This is a genomic window from Janthinobacterium sp. BJB301 (assembly GCF_002735685.1).
Taxonomy (GTDB): domain Bacteria; phylum Pseudomonadota; class Gammaproteobacteria; order Burkholderiales; family Burkholderiaceae_D; genus Janthinobacterium; species Janthinobacterium lividum.
In genome coordinates this window covers 1-16,188 of sequence record NZ_PDZJ01000005.1, presented here as the reverse complement: position 1 = coordinate 16,188, position 16,188 = coordinate 1, and the positions used below count along the sequence as shown (strand labels likewise).

At 57.4% G+C, this 16,188-nt stretch carries 28 protein-coding genes; 1 reads left to right on the top strand and 27 read right to left on the bottom strand.

Annotation, left to right across the window (positions count from 1 at the left end; all coding sequences use genetic code 11):
• Positions 1-5 precede the first annotated feature (5 nt).
• The 24 genes from rplO to creB all read right to left on the bottom strand — a co-directional run bounded on the left by rplO (position 6) and on the right by creB (position 13,458).
• Positions 6-437, bottom strand: a complete 432-nt coding sequence (gene rplO / locus CSQ91_RS24160; protein ID WP_034753211.1) for a 50S ribosomal protein L15 — start codon at positions 435-437, stop codon at positions 6-8.
• Positions 438-467: 30 nt separating this feature from the next.
• On the bottom strand, positions 468-647 hold the full coding sequence (rpmD, locus tag CSQ91_RS24155) for a 50S ribosomal protein L30 (RefSeq protein WP_010394435.1): 180 nt from the start codon (positions 645-647) through the stop codon (positions 468-470).
• A gap of 10 nt (positions 648-657) precedes the next feature.
• Positions 658-1,176 (bottom strand): 30S ribosomal protein S5, encoded by a 519-nt coding sequence (rpsE, locus tag CSQ91_RS24150; RefSeq protein ID WP_010394433.1) that lies wholly within the window; start codon positions 1,174-1,176, stop codon positions 658-660.
• 9 nt (positions 1,177-1,185) lie between these two features.
• The gene (gene rplR / locus CSQ91_RS24145; protein WP_010394431.1) at positions 1,186-1,548 is read right to left on the bottom strand and encodes a 50S ribosomal protein L18; all 363 of its coding nucleotides are present in this window, start codon (positions 1,546-1,548) and stop codon (positions 1,186-1,188) included.
• A gap of 13 nt (positions 1,549-1,561) precedes the next feature.
• On the bottom strand, positions 1,562-2,095 hold the full coding sequence (gene rplF / locus CSQ91_RS24140) for a 50S ribosomal protein L6 (protein ID WP_034778281.1): 534 nt from the start codon (positions 2,093-2,095) through the stop codon (positions 1,562-1,564).
• A gap of 10 nt (positions 2,096-2,105) precedes the next feature.
• Positions 2,106-2,501, bottom strand: coding sequence for a 30S ribosomal protein S8 (gene rpsH / locus CSQ91_RS24135; RefSeq protein ID WP_034753208.1), 396 nt, complete (start codon positions 2,499-2,501; stop codon positions 2,106-2,108).
• Between the two features lie 14 nt (positions 2,502-2,515).
• A complete protein-coding gene (gene rpsN, locus CSQ91_RS24130) occupies positions 2,516-2,821 on the bottom strand; it encodes a 30S ribosomal protein S14 (protein WP_010394423.1) in 306 nt (101 codons plus the stop codon).
• A 2-nt stretch (positions 2,822-2,823) separates the two neighbouring features.
• Entirely contained in the window at positions 2,824-3,363 is a 540-nt protein-coding gene (gene rplE, locus CSQ91_RS24125) for a 50S ribosomal protein L5 (RefSeq protein WP_010394421.1), read from the bottom strand.
• 6 nt (positions 3,364-3,369) lie between these two features.
• Complete coding sequence (rplX, locus tag CSQ91_RS24120) at positions 3,370-3,684, bottom strand: 50S ribosomal protein L24 (protein ID WP_034753204.1); 315 nt, start codon at positions 3,682-3,684, stop codon at positions 3,370-3,372.
• Positions 3,685-3,693: 9 nt separating this feature from the next.
• Positions 3,694-4,062: a 50S ribosomal protein L14 gene (gene rplN, locus CSQ91_RS24115; RefSeq protein WP_008444317.1), complete on the bottom strand. Its 369-nt coding sequence runs from the start codon at positions 4,060-4,062 to the stop codon at positions 3,694-3,696.
• A 253-nt stretch (positions 4,063-4,315) separates the two neighbouring features.
• Positions 4,316-4,588: a 30S ribosomal protein S17 gene (gene rpsQ / locus CSQ91_RS24110; protein WP_010394415.1), complete on the bottom strand. Its 273-nt coding sequence runs from the start codon at positions 4,586-4,588 to the stop codon at positions 4,316-4,318.
• Positions 4,585-4,776 (bottom strand): 50S ribosomal protein L29, encoded by a 192-nt coding sequence (rpmC, locus tag CSQ91_RS24105; protein ID WP_010394412.1) that lies wholly within the window; start codon positions 4,774-4,776, stop codon positions 4,585-4,587. The genes rpsQ and rpmC overlap by 4 nt, the downstream gene beginning before the upstream one ends.
• A 12-nt stretch (positions 4,777-4,788) precedes the next feature.
• Positions 4,789-5,208 (bottom strand): 50S ribosomal protein L16, encoded by a 420-nt coding sequence (gene rplP / locus CSQ91_RS24100; RefSeq protein ID WP_034753201.1) that lies wholly within the window; start codon positions 5,206-5,208, stop codon positions 4,789-4,791.
• A gap of 2 nt (positions 5,209-5,210) precedes the next feature.
• The gene (gene rpsC / locus CSQ91_RS24095) at positions 5,211-6,035 is read right to left on the bottom strand and encodes a 30S ribosomal protein S3 (protein ID WP_034753199.1); all 825 of its coding nucleotides are present in this window, start codon (positions 6,033-6,035) and stop codon (positions 5,211-5,213) included.
• 9 nt (positions 6,036-6,044) lie between these two features.
• Positions 6,045-6,377: a 50S ribosomal protein L22 gene (rplV, locus tag CSQ91_RS24090; protein WP_170840583.1), complete on the bottom strand. Its 333-nt coding sequence runs from the start codon at positions 6,375-6,377 to the stop codon at positions 6,045-6,047.
• Positions 6,374-6,649 carry a 30S ribosomal protein S19 gene (gene rpsS / locus CSQ91_RS24085; RefSeq protein ID WP_008444295.1) on the bottom strand — a complete coding sequence of 92 codons (276 nt, stop codon included), beginning with the start codon at positions 6,647-6,649 and terminating at the stop codon, positions 6,374-6,376. Before rpsS ends, rplV begins: the two co-directional genes overlap by 4 nt.
• A gap of 10 nt (positions 6,650-6,659) precedes the next feature.
• The gene (rplB, locus tag CSQ91_RS24080) at positions 6,660-7,487 is read right to left on the bottom strand and encodes a 50S ribosomal protein L2 (RefSeq protein WP_034753198.1); all 828 of its coding nucleotides are present in this window, start codon (positions 7,485-7,487) and stop codon (positions 6,660-6,662) included.
• On the bottom strand, positions 7,487-7,804 hold the full coding sequence (gene rplW, locus CSQ91_RS24075) for a 50S ribosomal protein L23 (protein WP_010394398.1): 318 nt from the start codon (positions 7,802-7,804) through the stop codon (positions 7,487-7,489). Before rplW ends, rplB begins: the two co-directional genes overlap by 1 nt.
• Positions 7,801-8,421, bottom strand: a complete 621-nt coding sequence (gene rplD, locus CSQ91_RS24070) for a 50S ribosomal protein L4 (protein WP_034753197.1) — start codon at positions 8,419-8,421, stop codon at positions 7,801-7,803. The genes rplW and rplD overlap by 4 nt, the downstream gene beginning before the upstream one ends.
• Before the next feature lie 3 nt (positions 8,422-8,424).
• On the bottom strand, positions 8,425-9,081 hold the full coding sequence (gene rplC / locus CSQ91_RS24065; RefSeq protein WP_010394393.1) for a 50S ribosomal protein L3: 657 nt from the start codon (positions 9,079-9,081) through the stop codon (positions 8,425-8,427).
• 325 nt (positions 9,082-9,406) lie between these two features.
• Positions 9,407-9,595, bottom strand: a complete 189-nt coding sequence (locus tag CSQ91_RS24060) for a hypothetical protein (protein WP_099389848.1) — start codon at positions 9,593-9,595, stop codon at positions 9,407-9,409.
• Positions 9,596-9,836: 241 nt separating this feature from the next.
• The gene (gene creD, locus CSQ91_RS24055; protein WP_034778274.1) at positions 9,837-11,228 is read right to left on the bottom strand and encodes a cell envelope integrity protein CreD; all 1,392 of its coding nucleotides are present in this window, start codon (positions 11,226-11,228) and stop codon (positions 9,837-9,839) included.
• 86 nt (positions 11,229-11,314) lie between these two features.
• Positions 11,315-12,736, bottom strand: coding sequence for a two-component system sensor histidine kinase CreC (gene creC, locus CSQ91_RS24050; protein ID WP_099389847.1), 1,422 nt, complete (start codon positions 12,734-12,736; stop codon positions 11,315-11,317).
• Complete coding sequence (creB, locus tag CSQ91_RS24045) at positions 12,733-13,458, bottom strand: two-component system response regulator CreB (protein WP_070279010.1); 726 nt, start codon at positions 13,456-13,458, stop codon at positions 12,733-12,735. Before creB ends, creC begins: the two co-directional genes overlap by 4 nt.
• Positions 13,459-13,634: 176 nt before the next feature.
• On the opposite strand from creB, the gene CSQ91_RS24040 reads away from it, so the two are divergent.
• Positions 13,635-14,183 carry a tetratricopeptide repeat protein gene (locus tag CSQ91_RS24040; protein WP_099389846.1) on the top strand — a complete coding sequence of 183 codons (549 nt, stop codon included), beginning with the start codon at positions 13,635-13,637 and terminating at the stop codon, positions 14,181-14,183.
• A 19-nt stretch (positions 14,184-14,202) separates the two neighbouring features.
• On the opposite strand, the gene CSQ91_RS24035 is transcribed toward CSQ91_RS24040, so the two are convergent.
• From CSQ91_RS24035 to CSQ91_RS24025, 3 genes are all read right to left on the bottom strand, one after another.
• On the bottom strand, positions 14,203-15,048 hold the full coding sequence (locus tag CSQ91_RS24035; protein WP_034778270.1) for a DUF817 domain-containing protein: 846 nt from the start codon (positions 15,046-15,048) through the stop codon (positions 14,203-14,205).
• Positions 15,049-15,263: 215 nt separating this feature from the next.
• A complete protein-coding gene (gene rpsJ / locus CSQ91_RS24030; protein ID WP_010394389.1) occupies positions 15,264-15,581 on the bottom strand; it encodes a 30S ribosomal protein S10 in 318 nt (105 codons plus the stop codon).
• Between the two features lie 179 nt (positions 15,582-15,760).
• Positions 15,761-16,188: EF-Tu/IF-2/RF-3 family GTPase (locus CSQ91_RS24025; protein WP_099389845.1), on the bottom strand; the 428-nt coding region annotated here is incomplete at its 5' end.

Sequence of the window (16,188 nt, the reverse complement as noted above, 5' to 3'; positions counted from 1 at the left end):
TCAACTCAGGCTACCGAGCCGCCGGCTGCTTCGATGGCTGCTTTCGCGCCAGCGGACACTTTCAAGCCCTTCAAATTCACCGCTTTGGTGATTTCGCCGGACAAGATCACGCGCACGTCACGGGCCAACACGCCCAGAACGCCAGCTTGCTTCAAGACCAGAATGTCGACATCGCCAACAGCCAGGTTGTTCAGATCGGACAGGCGCACTTCAGCTTTGAAGGTTGCGTGCATCGATTTGAAACCGCGCTTAGGCAGACGGCGTTGCAGAGGCATCTGACCGCCTTCGAAACCGACTTTATGAAAGCCGCCCGAACGCGATTTCTGACCTTTGTGACCACGACCCGAGGTTTTACCCAGGCCGGAGCCGATACCGCGACCGACGCGACGCTTGTAGTGCTTAGCGCCTTCGGCTGGTGCAATAGTATTCAATTCCATGATTTGCTCCGTTCGTGTAAGCCCGAAGGCTTACCCGACAACTTTAACGAGATACGATACTTTATTGATCATGCCGCGTACGGATGGGGTGTCTTGCAATTCGGAAACCGAATTTACACGACGCAGACCCAGACCGCGCACGGTAGCGCGATGCGATTCGCGCGTACCGATCAAGCCCTTGACCAATTGCACTTTGACTGTGTTTGTCATTTTGTCCACCTTAAGCCAGAATGTCTTCGACCGACTTGCCGCGTTTGGCAGCGATATCGGAAGCAGTGCTCATTTTCGACAGGCCGTCCAGCGTAGCGCGTACCAGGTTGTATGGGTTGTTCGAACCGGTGGATTTCGCCACCACGTCCGTCACGCCCATCACTTCGAAGATAGCGCGCATTGCGCCACCAGCGATAACGCCAGTACCAGGCTTAGCTGGGTTCATCAGGACCTTGGAGGCGCCGTGACGACCAACAACCGTGTGATGCAAGGTACCGTTTTTGAGCGGTACTTTGATCAGGTTGCGACGGGCTTCTTCCATTGCCTTCTGCACGCCAACTGGCACTTCTTTCGATTTGCCCTTGCCCATGCCGACGCGGCCATCGCCATCACCAACTACGGTCAGCGCGGCGAAACCCATGATACGACCACCCTTGACCACTTTGGTCACGCGGTTGATCGCGATCATTTTTTCGCGCATGCCATCATCCGGCTTGTCGCTTTGCATTTTTGCTTGCATTTTTGCCATGATTGATCCTTAGAACTTCAGACCGGCTTCGCGTGCGGCTTCTGCCAACGCTTTCACACGGCCGTGGTAACGGAAACCGGAGCGGTCAAACGCAACTTCGGTAATCCCTGCTTTCAACGCTTTTTCAGCGACGCGCTTGCCGATCAAGGCTGCAGCAGCGGCATTGCCGCCTTTGCCGGATTGGCCTGCCAGTTCAGCGCGAACTTCCGCTTCAGCCGTCGAGGCCGAAACCAGGACTTTAGCGTCCGGGCTGATCAGGTTGGCGTAAATGTGCAGGTTGGTGCGATGCACCGACAAGCGATTTACTTTCAATTCCGCAATCTTGATGCGGGTTTGGCGTCCGCGGCGAAGCCGTGATTCTTTCTTATCCATCGTCAGCCCCTAATTACTTCTTCTTGGTTTCTTTAAGCTTAACCACTTCGTCCGCATAGCGAACGCCCTTGCCTTTATAAGGCTCAGGAGCGCGGTAAGCACGAACTTCAGCGGCTACCTGGCCAACCTGTTGACGGTCGATACCTTTAATCAGGATCTCGGTCGGGGTTGGTGTTGCGCAGGTAACGCCGGCTGGCATGTCATGCACTACAGGGTGCGAGAAACCCAGGGACAGATTCAACTTGTCGCCTTGAGCTTGCGCCTTGTAACCCACGCCTACCAGGTTCAGCTTTTTCTCGAAACCCTTGGTGACGCCAACAACCATGTTGTTGACCAGTGCGCGCAGCGTGCCGGACATGGCATTGGCTTCGCGGCTGTCGTTCGCCACGTCGAAACTCAGGGTTCCTGCATTGTTTTCCACTTTGACCTGGCCGGTGAGGGCCTGGGAAAGTACGCCCAGCGGGCCTTTTACGGTGATCGCTTGTGCGGAGATGGCGACTTCGGCGCCAGCTGGCACTACGATAGGCATTTTAGCTACTCGAGACATGTGTAACTCCTTAAGCCACGTAGCAAATAACTTCGCCGCCGACACCGGTAGCGCGTGCTTTGCGGTCAGTCATGACGCCTTGCGGAGTCGACACGATCGCCACACCCAAGCCATTCATCACAACAGGGATCTCGTCTTTACCCTTGTAGACGCGCAGACCCGGACGGGACACGCGCTCCAAGCGCTCAATAACGGGACGGCCAACATAATACTTCAAACCGATTTTCAGTTCCGCTTTGCCACCAGCTTCGGCAACAGCGAAATCTTCAATGTAACCCTCGTCCTTCAGGACGCTGGCAATCGCAATTTTGACTTTCGACGATGGCATGGCCACGGTCGTCTTTTGCACGCCTTGTGCATTGCGAATGCGGGTCAGCATATCGGCGATAGGATCGCTCATACTCATTGCATATTCTCCTATTACCAGCTTGCTTTTGTCATACCCGGAATTTCACCACGCATGGCGAATTCACGGAGCTTGATACGACCCAGACCGAATTTACGGAATGTGCCGCGCGGACGACCAGTGATGGCGCAACGGTTACGTTGACGCGTCGGGTTCGAGTTACGTGGCAGCGCCTGCAATTTCAGGCGAGCTTCGTAGCGCTCTTCTTCCGATTTCGATTGGTCATCGACGATGGCCTTGAGAGCTTCGCGCTTAGGGGCGAATTTCGCCACCAGGTCAGCACGCTTGATCTCACGATTAATCAGTGACAGTTTGGCCATGATCAGTTCCTGAAAGGGAATTTAAAGGCGGCGAGCAAAGCTTTGGCTTCGTCATCGGTCTTAGCGGTTGTCGTGATGCTGATATTCATACCGCGCAACGCGTCAATCTTGTCGTATTCGATTTCAGGGAAAATGATCTGTTCCTTGACACCGATGTTGTAGTTGCCACGACCATCAAATGCACGGCCGTTCACACCACGGAAATCGCGTACGCGCGGCAGAGCCACGGTAATGAAGCGATCCAGGAACTCGTACATGCGAGCGCCGCGCAGGGTGACCATCGTACCGATCGGGTAACCTTCACGGATTTTGAAGCCTGCGATCGCTTTGCGGGACTTGGTGGTCACTGGCTTCTGGCCGGCGATCTTGGTCAAGTCAGCAACTGCGTGCTCGAGAACTTTTTTATCCGCGATAGCCTCACCAACACCCATGTTCAGGGTGATCTTGGTCAGGCGTGGAACTTCCATTACCGACTTGTAACCAAACTTGCTGGTCAGGTCGGCAACGACTTTTTCTTTATAGAATTCTTGGAGACGTGCCATGATTTCTTAAGCCTTCACTACTTCGCCGGAGGATTTAAAGATGCGGACTTTCTTGCCGTCCACTTCTTTGAAACCCACGCGATCTGCCTTGCCAGTCGCTGCATTAAACAATGCAACGTTGGACACGTGAATTGGCATGGTCTTATCGACGATACCACCAGTTACGCCAGTCATCGGGTTTGGCTTAGTCGCTTTTTTAGCGATGTTAATGCCGTCAACCACGATATGTTCAGCATCGATACGCTGCTGTACCACACCACGTTTGCCCTTGTCTTTCCCGGTCAGAACGATGACTTCGTCGTTTTTACGAATCTTATCCATTACGACTCCTTACAGGACTTCCGGTGCCAGGGACACGATTTTCATGAACTTCTCAGTGCGCAGTTCGCGCGTGACAGGTCCAAAAATACGGGTACCGATCGGTTCCAGCTTGGCGTTCAACAGAACGGCGGCATTGCCGTCGAACTTCACCAGGGAACCGTCTTGGCGGCGAACACCTTTAGCGGTGCGCACAACCACGGCGTTATAAATTTCACCTTTTTTGACACGGCCACGTGGCGCAGCAACCTTAACGGTTACCTTGATCACATCGCCAATGCCAGCATAACGGCGCTTGGAGCCGCCCAATACCTTGATGCACATTACTTCTTTGGCACCGGTATTGTCAGCCACTTCGAGCCGGCTTTCAGTTTGAATCATAGTATTCTCTTTCCCAACTTAAGCCGAAGAATCCACACAATGTAGACCCACGGTCAGTCTTGGTCCCGCCAGAGCCGCCCTGCTGGGCTTCACTGTTTGGGTGCATGACCTTCATACATCAACTGACCGCGAATGCTACTGTCTGTGGCCAGACACTTTGCGGCGTTACATGAACGAAGCCCGCAAGTATTACATACAATTTGCGGGCCTGCAAGTACTAATTAAAACCCACCGCCGAAACGGTGGTTTTTATTTAAACGGTTGGTGCGGCTTGAACCACACGTGTCACCGTCCATGCCTTCGTTTTGGAGATCGGGCGACCTTCCTGGATCTCGACCGTATCACCGGCCTTGACTTGGTTGGTCTCGTCATGCGCGTGATACTTGTTCGAGCGCATGATGATCTTGCCATACAAAGGATGTTTTACGTGGCGCTCGATCAGAACGGTAACGGTCTTGTCCATCTTGTCCGAAACCACTTTACCGATCAGCGTGCGCTTGAGCGACTGTTTCACTGGTTCGTTCATTTGGCTTCCTTCAGATTCATTACCGTCTTCACACGCGCGATATCGCGGCGTACCTTCTTGAGCTGCGAAGTGTTGCTCAGCTGCTGCGTAGCGATTTGCATGCGCAGGCCGAACTGTGCCTTCAACAGGTCATTCAGCTCTTTTTGCAGAGCTGGCTGGTCCTTGCCGCGGAGTTCAGATGCTTTCATATACAACTCCAATTATTGGCCGACTTGGCGGATGACAAACGTCGTCGCCAGTGGCAGTTTAGCGGCGGCAAGACGGAATGCTTCCCGTGCCAGCGCTTCATCAACGCCATCCATTTCGTACAGTACTTTGCCTGGCTGAATTTCAGCGACGTAGTACTCAGGATTACCCTTACCGTTACCCATACGGACTTCAGCCGGTTTGTTCGAAATCGGTTTGTCCGGGAAAATACGGATCCAGATACGGCCACCGCGCTTGATGTGACGCGTCATTGCACGACGCGCCGCTTCAATTTGACGCGCAGTGATACGACCGCGCGCAACTGCCTTCAGACCGAATTCGCCAAACGACACGGCGGTGCCGCGGCTGTGCGAAATACCGGTATTACGGCCTTTCTGCTCTTTACGATACTTTCTGCGTGCTGGTTGCAGCATGATTATTCTCCTGCTTTCTCAGCTGGTGCTGCTGCGGCGGCCGGTTTAGCGGCGGTACGCACACGTGCACCTGGTGCTGTGGATGGTTTCGCACCGGCACCGGCTGGACGTGGACGGCCAGCTGGCTTGCCATCGTCACGGCGTGGGCCGCGGCTTTTCTTCTCGTCAGCTGGGGTATCGATGACTGGTGCATCGCCGTTAGGCGCGCGGTCACCTTTGTATACCCACACCTTGACACCGATGATGCCGTAGGTGGTCGACGCTTCGCTGGTACCGTAGTCGATATCGGCGCGCAGGGTATGCAGAGGCACGCGGCCTTCGCGGTACCACTCTTTACGCGCGATTTCGATACCGTTCAGACGGCCGGACGACATGATCTTGATACCGAGAGCACCCAGGCGCATTGCATTTTGCATTGCACGCTTCATGGCGCGGCGGAACATGATCCGTTTTTCCAGCTGCTGAGCGATCGAATCGGCGATCAGTTGCGAGTCGATTTCTGGCTTGCGAATTTCTTCGATGTTCACGTGAACAGGTACGCCCATGATCTTGGTCAGCGCCGACTTCAGTACTTCGATGTCTTCGCCTTTTTTACCAATGACCACGCCTGGACGCGAGCTGTAGATCGTGAAGCGCGCGTTCTTGGCTGGGCGCTCGATAACGATGCGGCCAACGGAAGCGTTCTTCAGTTTCTTTTTCAGGTAAGCACGTGCTTTCAAGTCTTCGTTCAGCATGGCAGCGAAATTACCGTTGCCTGCATACCAGCGCGAAGCCCAGTTACGGGTGACCGCCAGACGGAAACCGGTTGGATGAATTTTCTGACCCATCGTGGCTCCTTAGTTACCGACAGTCACGTAAACGTGACAGGATTGTTTCGAAATACGGTCGCCACGGCCTTTTGCACGCGCGGTGAAGCGCTTCAGGACCGGGCCCTTTTCGACGTAGATCGTTTTCACGAACAATTCGTCGATGTCCGCGCCATCATTGTGCTCGGCATTCGCAATAGCGGATTCCAGAACGCGTTTGATGATCGCAGCACCTTTTTTCGGGCTGAATTGCAAGATGTTGAGTGCAGCGTCAACTTTCTTGCCACGGATCAGGTCAGCAACCAGGCGGCCCTTTTGGTCCGACAGGCGCACACCTTTGAGGATAGCTTTAGTTTCCATTATTTCTTAGCCTTTTTGTCAGCTGCATGGCCCTTGAACGTACGGGTCAGTGCGAATTCGCCGAGCTTGTGACCAACCATGTTTTCGGAAACATAAACCGGCACGTGCAGCTTGCCGTTATGAACCGCGATCGTCAGGCCGATAAAGTCAGGCATGATTGTCGAACGACGCGACCAGGTTTTGATTGGCTTTTTGTCTTTGGCTGCTTGCGCGGCTTCAACTTTTTTCACCAGGTGGGCGTCACAGAACGGCCCTTTTTTCAATGAACGTGTCATGTGCTACCCCTTATTTCTTGCCGCGGCGCGAGACGATCATGGAAGTAGTACGCTTGTTGCTGCGTGTTTTCTTACCCTTAGTCTGTTGGCCCCAAGGCGAAACTGGATGACGACCAGCTGCTGTTTTACCTTCACCACCACCGTGCGGGTGATCGACCGGGTTCATGACCACACCGCGAACGGTAGGACGAACACCGCGCCAGCGCATCGCACCAGCTTTACCGATTTTACGCAGGCTGTGCTCGGCATTGCCGACTTCACCAACCGTTGCACGGCACTCGATGTGCACGCGACGTACTTCACCCGAGCGCAGACGCACTTGAGCGTAGGTACCTTCACGTGCCATCAGCACAACGCCAGCGCCAGCGGTACGTGCCATTTGGGCACCTTTACCTGGCAGCATTTCGACGCAATGCATCACGGTACCGACTGGGATGTTACGGATTGGCAAGCAGTTACCCGATTTGATCGGTGCTTCCGAACCGTTCATCACGCTGTCGCCAACGGCCATGCCTTTGGTTGCGATGATGTAGTGACGTTCGCCGTCGGCGTAGCACAACAGAGCGATATTCGCGGTGCGGTTTGGATCGTATTCGATACGTTCCACTTTCGCTGGAATACCATCTTTGGTGCGCTTGAAGTCGATCAAGCGATAGTGTTGCTTATGACCACCACCGATATGACGGGTGGTGATGTGACCGTTGTTGTTACGACCAGCGGTCTTGGATTTCTTTTCAACCAGGGCAGCGAACGGACGACCTTTGTACAGGTCGGCATTCACCACCTTCACCATGCCGCGACGGCCTGGCGAGGTTGGTTTCATCTTAACGAGTGCCATTATGCAGCCTCCTCGGAGAAGTTGATTTCCTGGCCAGGCTTCAGGCACACGAAAGCACGCTTGGTATGGTTACGACGACCGTTGAACTTGCCGGTGCGTTTTTGCTTACCTTCGCGGTTTGCAGTTTGCACGGACAGAACTTCAACCTTGAACAGCAGTTCGACCGCTGCCTTGATTTCAGGCTTGGTTGCATCCGGCAGTACGCGGAATACAATTTGCTCGTTCTTTTCCGCGACCATGGTGGCCTTTTCGGAAATCACGGGCGCCAACAGCACCTTCATCAAGCGTTCTTCGCTATGTTTCAAAATCGCGCTCATGCCAGCATCTCCTCAATCTTGGCCAATGCAGCTTTGGTGACCAGGATCTTCTTGTAGAACACCAGGGACATCGGGTCTGCGTGACGTGGCTCAACGACGAGTACGTTAGGCAGGTTGCGCGATGCCAGTTCCAGGTTTTCGTTCAGAACGTCGGTGATGATCAGAACCGAATCAAAGCCCAGGCCGTTCAATTTTTGCGACAACAGCTTGGTTTTTGGCGCGTCGATCGTCAGATCGTCGATGACGATCAGGCGCTCTTCGCGAGCCAGCTGCGACAGGATCGAGCAGATACCTGCGCGATACATTTTTTTGTTCACTTTGTGGGTGAAGTTTTCGTCAGGCGAGTTCGGGAAAATCCGACCACCGCCGCGCCACAGTGGCGACGACGACATACCAGCACGAGCGCGGCCGGTACCTTTTTGGCGCCATGGCTTTTTCGTCGTGTGGTGAACTTCTTCACGGTCTTTTTGCTTGCGGTTACCACTACGTGCATTCGCTTGATAAGCGATGACGACTTGGTGGATCAGCGCTTCATTGTAGTCACGGCCGAAAATCGTATCGGCTGCAGCAACGTTCGAGGCGGCTTGACCTTGCGCATTCAGAAGCTTGAGTTCCATCGTTTAAGCTCCCTTCTTGGCTTTGGTTTTGATGGCTGGCGAGACAACTACCTGGCCATTTTTCGCACCTGGAATCGCACCTTTGACCAGCAACAGCTGACGGTCGGCATCGATACGGGCGATCACGAGGTTCTGGATCGTACGGTTAACGTCACCCAGATGACCGGTCATGCGCTTACCAGGGAAAACGCGACCTGGATCTTGTGCCATACCGATGGAACCTGGAACGTTGTGCGAACGCGAGTTACCGTGCGTTGCACGGCCAGAAGCGAAGTGGTAACGTTTGATAACGCCTGCATAGCCTTTACCGATGGTAACGCCTTGCACGTCGATCTTTTGACCGACTTCGAACAGGGAAGCCGCGACAACATCGCCAGCTTTCAGTTCAGCGGCTTTAGCAGCGTCGACACGGAACTCTTTCAACAGAGTACCGGCTTCAACACCAGCTTTAGCGTGATGACCAGCAACAGCTTTGGTCACGCGGGAAGCGCGACGTTGACCGAATGCGACCTGAACAGCGGAGTAACCATCTGTTTCAGGGGTTTTGATTTGCGCAACACGGTTGTTCGATACGTCCAACACGGTGACCGGGATCGAATCCCCTTCATCCGTGAAAATGCGCATCATACCAACCTTGCGACCGAGAAGGCCTAGGCTCATTTTTTCTCCATTCCCACCTGCGATTGGGCGGGGCTTGTTTAACTACAAAGTAACGTAGGACTCAAAAAAGACGAATCCATACCGAAGCCGGCTAGTATATAGCACAAAAACCCTTGACGCAACAAGTTAACACGAGGTATGTCAAAGTGTTGCGCGACGCCCCTGCGGGAGTTATCGGCGGGCCTGAAAAACGCTGCCACAAGGCAATTAGACGGGCGCAAAGCACGGCGGCATGCGCCCTGGCGGGTGACGCCAGAAACATACAGGGCGCGCCGCGGCGTGCGCCCCCTGCCCTTCCCCATCCCGGGCGCGATGCCCGGGAAGCTTACTGCTGGCAGTTGCTCAGGCAATGCCCGTACAAGTCCTCGCAGATGGGGCTGCCACCGAGGTGCGCCCGGCAATTGGCCACTTTCTGTCCGCACTCGCTGTAGCACTGCGGGACATCGCCGGCAGCAAATGCATACGAGGCGCTCAGGCCCAGCGCAAACAGGAAAGCCATCGTTTTCTTGATCATATTTCATCTCCGTTTTATCAGATGGAAGAACAACCAGGACGACACGCCATCCTCGCACCGCCCCGGGCAGACGCCGCGGCGCCTGCCATTACTTAAAAAGCAATGCCAATAGAATACCGTAAACAATACCAACCAACTACCAATTATCGGTGCCGCCCGTGTCCCACCAAAAAAAACAGCCCGGACACATCACCGTCCGGGCTGGCTGCAAGCATCGCGGCGCATGGCGCCCGCATAGCCCCTACTCTTGCGGTACTCCCTTCCCAATCTGATACCAGTCCACCTTGCGCGTTGCCACCATGATGACGGCCAGCACGGCGAACAACAGAATGCTGCCCATCACCAGCGCATTGTTTTCCGAGCTGAGCAAGCCATACAGGGCGCCATACAGCAAGGTCAGGGCCACGCCGAAGCCGATGCCGCGCCACATGTTGTGCAGCACGTGCACCAGATAGAAGCTGGTCAGGGCGATACAGGCGGCGCTGGCGGCCAGATAGGCGGCGAGGAAGGCGATGTGCTCGGCCAGCCCCACCAGCAGCAGGAAGAAGATCACCAGCGACAGGCCCACCAGCAAATACTGCACCGGGTGGATCGGCAGGCTCTTCAAAATTTCAAAGATGAAGAAGGCGGCAAAGGTCAGCGCCACGAACAGCAAGCCATATTTCGTGGCCCGGTCCGATTGCGAATACACGTTCACCGGCTCGATGAAACCGACACTGAAGCGGTCCACCTGGCCCAGCGGCGCACTGTCGGGCACCTTGAATTCTCCCTCGATGGAGCTTAGCTGCGTTTGCGCATTGGTGGCCAGCGACGAGATATTCCACGCCACATTGAAACCGTGGGCATCGATCTGGCGATTCTTCGGCGACGGCAGGAAGCGCCCGCCAAATTGCGGATGGGGCCAGTTCGACTTGATCTGAATCTGGCTGTTCTTGGCCACCGGCACGAAGTGCTGGCGTTCGATGCCATCGAGGCCCAGGTCAAAGCTGAAGCGCACCTGCTGCGCCGCCGCCAGTGGCATGGCACCCAGCGGCGCGTGCAGGCCGCTGCGGAAGGCAAACAGGTCGGTACCCTGCTCGAACTCGATCTTTTGTCCGCCCCAGTCAATTTTCGGGATATTGCGGATGCCGCGCACGTCCTCGATGGACAAGGCCACGAAAGGCGCACCGACGGTCACGCGCGAGTCCGGCGACTTGCGCGGCAGCTGGCTGCTGGCCGGCACCGTGAAGTCACCCTTGAAGGCGTGCTGGCCGCTGTAGACCAGCACCTGGTGGATGCCGCGGTAGCGGCGGTCCGTCTCGATATTGCCGTTGATCTGCAGGTCGTTCGGATACACGAGCAAGCGGCGCTGCACCGTGCGGCGCAGCAACTCCGTGCGCACGGGTAACTTCACTTCCTTGTCATCGCCCTTGGCCACCTCCACGCGCTCTTCATACTGCTCCGTGTAGGGAATCACCAGAATGGGGCCGATGATGGTTTGTTCGCGTACCGAATCGGCGGCGATGCTGTTGACGGCTTCCTGGCGGAATTCCATCCGCTCCTTGATCGTTTCCTGAATCATCAGCAAAGGCAGGCCGATCAGCAGCATCAGGCCGAACACGATCAACGCTTTGACTAAGAGAGTTTTTTGCATGGCGCATCCTTGAAGTAAGGTGGCCAGTGTAAAAAAACTGTATGCGCTAACGATGCAGTCCGTGTGAAGCCGGCAAATAAAAAGCGCTAGGCTATTGGCAGGCACAGGCGCGCGCAGGCGCCGCCTTCCGCATGATTGAGTACCTCGACCGTGCCGCCATGCAGGGAAGCCACTTCGCGCACAAAGGGCAGGCCCAGGCCCGTGCTCTTGCCGGCGCTCGGGCGCGGCAAAGAATAAAAGCGCTCGAAGACGCGCTCGATCGCATACGCGGGGATGCCCTCGCCCCGGTCGCGCACGGCAATTTCCACCTGGATGCCCTGGCGCCGCGCCGTCAGGTCGATGCAGCTGCCCGGTGGCGCAAAGCCGACCGCGTTGTCGAGCAAGTTACCCAGCGCCTGGCGCAGCAGCAGGGCATCCCCGGCCACATTCGCCTCGTCGGCCTGCAGCTGCAGGCGCACGCCGCGCGCCGCCAGGGTGGCGGCCGCGTCCTGCGCCACTTGCGCCAGCAGGGGCGCCAGCGCGATGCGCTCGGGGTTATCCAGGCGCTGCTGCTTTTCCACGCGCACGAGGGCCAGCAGCTTGTCGATCAGTTGCCGCTGGCGCGCATTCTGTTCCAGGATACTGGCCAGGAAGCGGCGGCGCTCGGTCGGCGGCATGTCTTCCTGCAGCAGCTCGGCCGAGGCCTGGATGGCGGCGATCGGGCTTTTCAATTCATGCGCCAGCGTGTGCATCAATTGCTCCACATATTCCTTGCCCTCCAAGCGCGTGCGCATCGCCTCCAGGGCGCGTCCCAAGGTGCCGATCTCGTTCTTGCCCAGCGCCGGCAGCGCCACCTTGCGGCCCGCCTCCACGTCGCCGATGTAATGCATCAGCTTGCCCAGCGCATGGTGCAGCCACCAGGCGAATGCCAGGCCGATCAGCAGCGACAGCAGCAACAGCACGGCGCCACGCTGCAGTATCTTGCGCTGGCTACGCTCGACAAAGGCTTGTACGCTGGCATTCGGCTTGGCCACCGTCAGCACGCCGATCACCACATTGCCGTCGCGAATCGGCGCGGCCACGTGCATCACCGTCGACATCTCGTCATCCGGCCGGCTGCGCGTGCTGCGCGCGCCATACTTGCCCTGCAAGGTGAGATACACGTCATTCCAGCGCGAATAGTCGCGCCCCACGTCGCGCCCGCTGGAATCGAACAGCACGATGCCGTGCCGGTCCGTGATGGTGATGCGGTAATCGAGCGTGCGCTTGCGCACGCCATTGATATTGACGTCCACGCCATGGCGCGCGTAATCCTGCATGCGTTCGGCCACGGGCGACTGCGCCAGCGTGCCCGCCTTCAGGTCGGGCGCCACCAGGCTGGCCAGCAGTTGCGAGGTATCGACCAGCGTGTCTTCCAGGGTCGAGCGCACGCCAGGCTTGACCTGCTCCATGAAGACATTCAGCAGGAACCACGCGGCCAGGCCGACGATCAGGAAGTAGCCGAGCAGGATGCGCAGGCCGATCTTCATGCGCCAGCCAGGCTGTAGCCGAGGCCACGGTGGGTGTGGATCGGGTCGACCTGCGCATCGACGGCGCGCAGCTTGGCGCGCAAGGATTTGACATGCGCATCGACGGTACGCTCGAGCGTGTCGGGCGCACCGCTCCACACGCGCTCCATCAGCTGCGCGCGCGACAGCACGTGGCCCGGATGCTCGAGCAGGGTTTTCAACAGCAGGTATTCATAGCGGGTCAGGTCCAGCGGCTGGCCGTGAAATAGCACTTTCGCCTCCAGCGCGCGCAATTCAAAGCGTGCCGGCACGGTCACGGCAGCGGCTATCGTCATGCCAGTCTCGCGGGGCACCTGAACGACGCCGGCGCGGCGCAGGATGACGCGGATGCGCGCCACCAGTTCGCGCGGCGAAAACGGTTTGGTGACGTAATCATCGGCGCCGATTTCCAGGCCGACGATGCGGTCGATCTCGTCGCTCCGGGCCGTCAGGAAGATCACCGGCACCTCGGAAAACTGGCGCAGCCGGCGGCACACTTCCAGCCCGCTCATGTCGGGCAAGCCCACGTCGAGCACCACCAGAACGGGCATCTGCGCGGCTTCGCCGGGCGTTGGACGCAGCGCGGCCAGGGCGTGCTCGCCCAACATCACATGGCGCGGCGTAAAGCCGTCCGTGCGCAAGGCATAGGCGATGCTGTCGGCAATCGCCTGTTCATCTTCCACGATCAGGACAGTCTTGGACATGGCGGCGGCACGCATTAATGGACAGACCCGGAGTATCCCTGAAGCACGCAAGCGGCGTCAATCGCGCGCCTTGCCGCGCGCCGGCGAAAAGCCGCCCAGCCCCAAAAAACTTATAGTATATTTATCATGGCATGACTCCACCGATACACCGTGTTTGACACCCGTCCGAGGAGACTATGAAGACCCATACCATCAGCCTGCTATGCGCTGTCAGCCTGCTGGCCGCCTGTGCGGCACCAGCGACGATCACCACCTCAAATGAACAGCAAGACGCCTGCAACGCGGCCGAACTCAAAGGCCAGCTTGGCGAAGCAGAGCTGGCTTGCGTAAAAGCGCTGCAGAGCGCCGAGCAAGCCGGGGCCAGCGCGGATATCCTCTCGCAGCGCCAGTACAACCTGGGCCGCGTCAAGCGCTTGCAGGGCAAGAATGCCGAAGCGGAGCAGCTGTACCGGCAAGCGCTGGCCACGGAAGAAACGGCGCAGCCACGCAGCGATGCGCGCGTCGGCCGCCGCATGGTGGAACTGGCGTCGGCGCTGGCCGCGCAAGGCAAATGGCAGGAAGGCACGGGCTATCTGGAACGCGTGCTGCCGCTGCTGCCGAAGCTGTCGCCCGCCTCGCGCACGTATTCGGCGGAAGTGCTGCGCCAGTACGCCAAACAGCTGCAAGGCGGCCCGCAGGCGGCGCTGGGCAATCGCTTCGACGCGGTGGCGGCCAGCCTGCAATAAGCAACTCCCGGAGCCCGGCCTACGGCTGGGCGACGTGGATGCTGGCCTTGATGTGCTTGAGGTGGGCCACGATGGTGAACGTCATCACCACCAGCAGCGACCATGAACTCCATTTGCTGACATGCACCACCGACCAGGCGCCAAGCTGGTTCGGATAGCGCCACACGCCCCAGAAGGTGCTGATGTTTTCAGCCAGCCAGATAAAGAAGCCGACCAGCACGAAACCGAGCAGCAAGGGCATGCTGCGGTCGCGGTCGAGCGGGCGGAACACCACGGTGGTGCGCGCATACAAGCCCAGCGCGCAGGCAGCCAGGTACCAGCGGTAATCGCCGATGTAGTGATGCGTGAAGAAGTTGGCGTAGATCAGCAGCGCGATCAGCACCGCCATCCAGTACGGCGGATGGTGGCGGATCCGCATGTCGAGCAGGCGCCAGGTCTGGATGATGTAGCTGCCGACGGCCGCATACATGAAGCCGGAAAACAGGGGGACGCCGAACACCTTGCTGTAGGCAAAGTCGGGATAACTCCACGACTGGATCGTGCCCGACACCTTGAACACCTCCAGCGCAAAGCCGACCGCATGAAACAGGCAGATGGCTTTCAGTTCATCCCACGTTTCCAATCCGCTCCACAGCATCGCGCCCTGGATCGCCAGCGCCGCCAGCAGCAGCACGTCATAGCGCGGCAGGCCGAACAGGCCGGCGCGCGGCACCAGGAACACGGCAGCGAAAAACAGTCCCACGAACAGGCACGACCTCGCCTCCTTGATGCCGAAATACAAAAATTCGGTCAGGAAGCGCGGCCAGCCGCGCAAGCGCTGACGGGGCGTCGCGTTTAACAGGTGGGTATCGAGGGCATTAAGCATGCAGCAACTTTATCGGCCGCCCGCGGCACTGTAAAGCGATTTTGCACACATGCGCCGGGGCCGCCCGTGTTGGGCATGCACCAATAGCAATGGGGCCGGGCGCACTCACGATCGTGAGCAGGCCCGGCCCCATCATCAGGCAGCGGGACACCCCGCCGGCCTGGAACAGCTGTCAACACCTGATGCTAGGGTATTGTCAGCTGCCCTTGAAACTATTATTGCAGTTTGATTTCGACATCAACACCAGCTGGCAGGTCCAGCTTCATCAGCGCGTCAACGGTTTTGTCCGTTGGGTCAACGATGTCCATCAGGCGTTGGTGCGTACGGATCTCGAACTGATCGCGCGAAGTTTTGTTGACGTGCGGGGAACGCAGCACATCGAAACGCTGAATACGGGTAGGCAGTGGTACTGGGCCTTTGACGACAGCGCCGGTGCGCTTCGCGGTTTCAACGATTTCCAGAGCGGACTGGTCGATCAGTTTGTAATCGAAAGCCTTCAGGCGGATACGGATTTTTTGGTTTGGTGCCGACATGATATTTCCTTAAAAGAACGAACCGCGCGGTCTGCACGGCAATGAGGTCATACGGGAATTTCTGACGCAACAACCGTCAGGGTCGACATGATAGCACCAAAATGCTTGCCAACCCCGGCAGTTGAATAAAAAGAAGGGCGCCGGGCGACGACGCGTCTTCTTTTATGCAGGCTTAAGAATTAAGCCAGGATTTTTGCAACAACACCAGCGCCGACGGTACGGCCGCCTTCGCGGATAGCGAAGCGCAGACCTTCTTCCATCGCGATCGGGTTGATCAGCTTGACGGTGATCGACACGTTATCGCCTGGCATGACCATTTCTTTGTCTGCTGGCAACTCGATCGAACCGGTTACGTCCGTCGTACGGAAGTAGAACTGTGGACGATAGTTGTTGAAGAATGGCGTATGACGGCCGCCTTCGTCTTTCGACAGAACATAGATCTCGCCGGTGAAGTGCGCATGCGGCTTGATCGAGCCTGGTTTTGCCAGAACTTGACCACGTTGCACGTCTTCACGCTTGGTGCCGCGCAGCAGCAGACCAACGTTGTCGCCAGCTTGACCTTGGTCCAGCAGTTTGCGGAACATTTCCACGCCGGTGCAAGTCGTTT

What these genes read in the sequence shown, in the direction of transcription:
- rplO (WP_034753211.1), bottom strand. Translation starts at nt 437, where the DNA reads ATGGAATTGAATACTATTGCACCAGCCGAAGGCGCTAAGCACTACAAG.
- rpmD (WP_010394435.1), bottom strand. Translation starts at nt 647, where the DNA reads ATGACAAACACAGTCAAAGTGCAATTGGTCAAGGGCTTGATCGGTACG.
- rpsE (WP_010394433.1), bottom strand. Translation starts at nt 1,176, where the DNA reads ATGGCAAAAATGCAAGCAAAAATGCAAAGCGACAAGCCGGATGATGGC.
- rplR (WP_010394431.1), bottom strand. Translation starts at nt 1,548, where the DNA reads ATGGATAAGAAAGAATCACGGCTTCGCCGCGGACGCCAAACCCGCATC.
- rplF (WP_034778281.1), bottom strand. Translation starts at nt 2,095, where the DNA reads ATGTCTCGAGTAGCTAAAATGCCTATCGTAGTGCCAGCTGGCGCCGAA.
- rpsH (WP_034753208.1), bottom strand. Translation starts at nt 2,501, where the DNA reads ATGAGTATGAGCGATCCTATCGCCGATATGCTGACCCGCATTCGCAAT.
- rpsN (WP_010394423.1), bottom strand. Translation starts at nt 2,821, where the DNA reads ATGGCCAAACTGTCACTGATTAATCGTGAGATCAAGCGTGCTGACCTG.
- rplE (WP_010394421.1), bottom strand. Translation starts at nt 3,363, where the DNA reads ATGGCACGTCTCCAAGAATTCTATAAAGAAAAAGTCGTTGCCGACCTG.
- rplX (WP_034753204.1), bottom strand. Translation starts at nt 3,684, where the DNA reads ATGGATAAGATTCGTAAAAACGACGAAGTCATCGTTCTGACCGGGAAA.
- rplN (WP_008444317.1), bottom strand. Translation starts at nt 4,062, where the DNA reads ATGATTCAAACTGAAAGCCGGCTCGAAGTGGCTGACAATACCGGTGCC.
- rpsQ (WP_010394415.1), bottom strand. Translation starts at nt 4,588, where the DNA reads ATGAACGAACCAGTGAAACAGTCGCTCAAGCGCACGCTGATCGGTAAA.
- rpmC (WP_010394412.1), bottom strand. Translation starts at nt 4,776, where the DNA reads ATGAAAGCATCTGAACTCCGCGGCAAGGACCAGCCAGCTCTGCAAAAA.
- rplP (WP_034753201.1), bottom strand. Translation starts at nt 5,208, where the DNA reads ATGCTGCAACCAGCACGCAGAAAGTATCGTAAAGAGCAGAAAGGCCGT.
- rpsC (WP_034753199.1), bottom strand. Translation starts at nt 6,035, where the DNA reads ATGGGTCAGAAAATTCATCCAACCGGTTTCCGTCTGGCGGTCACCCGT.
- rpsS (WP_008444295.1), bottom strand. Translation starts at nt 6,649, where the DNA reads ATGACACGTTCATTGAAAAAAGGGCCGTTCTGTGACGCCCACCTGGTG.
- rplB (WP_034753198.1), bottom strand. Translation starts at nt 7,487, where the DNA reads ATGGCACTCGTTAAGATGAAACCAACCTCGCCAGGCCGTCGCGGCATG.
- rplW (WP_010394398.1), bottom strand. Translation starts at nt 7,804, where the DNA reads ATGAGCGCGATTTTGAAACATAGCGAAGAACGCTTGATGAAGGTGCTG.
- rplD (WP_034753197.1), bottom strand. Translation starts at nt 8,421, where the DNA reads ATGGAACTCAAGCTTCTGAATGCGCAAGGTCAAGCCGCCTCGAACGTT.
- rplC (WP_010394393.1), bottom strand. Translation starts at nt 9,081, where the DNA reads ATGAGCCTAGGCCTTCTCGGTCGCAAGGTTGGTATGATGCGCATTTTC.
- CSQ91_RS24060 (WP_099389848.1), bottom strand. Translation starts at nt 9,595, where the DNA reads ATGATCAAGAAAACGATGGCTTTCCTGTTTGCGCTGGGCCTGAGCGCC.
- creD (WP_034778274.1), bottom strand. Translation starts at nt 11,228, where the DNA reads ATGCAAAAAACTCTCTTAGTCAAAGCGTTGATCGTGTTCGGCCTGATG.
- creC (WP_099389847.1), bottom strand. Translation starts at nt 12,736, where the DNA reads ATGAAGATCGGCCTGCGCATCCTGCTCGGCTACTTCCTGATCGTCGGC.
- creB (WP_070279010.1), bottom strand. Translation starts at nt 13,458, where the DNA reads ATGTCCAAGACTGTCCTGATCGTGGAAGATGAACAGGCGATTGCCGAC.
- CSQ91_RS24040 (WP_099389846.1), top strand. Translation starts at nt 13,635, where the DNA reads ATGAAGACCCATACCATCAGCCTGCTATGCGCTGTCAGCCTGCTGGCC.
- CSQ91_RS24035 (WP_034778270.1), bottom strand. Translation starts at nt 15,048, where the DNA reads ATGCTTAATGCCCTCGATACCCACCTGTTAAACGCGACGCCCCGTCAG.
- rpsJ (WP_010394389.1), bottom strand. Translation starts at nt 15,581, where the DNA reads ATGTCGGCACCAAACCAAAAAATCCGTATCCGCCTGAAGGCTTTCGAT.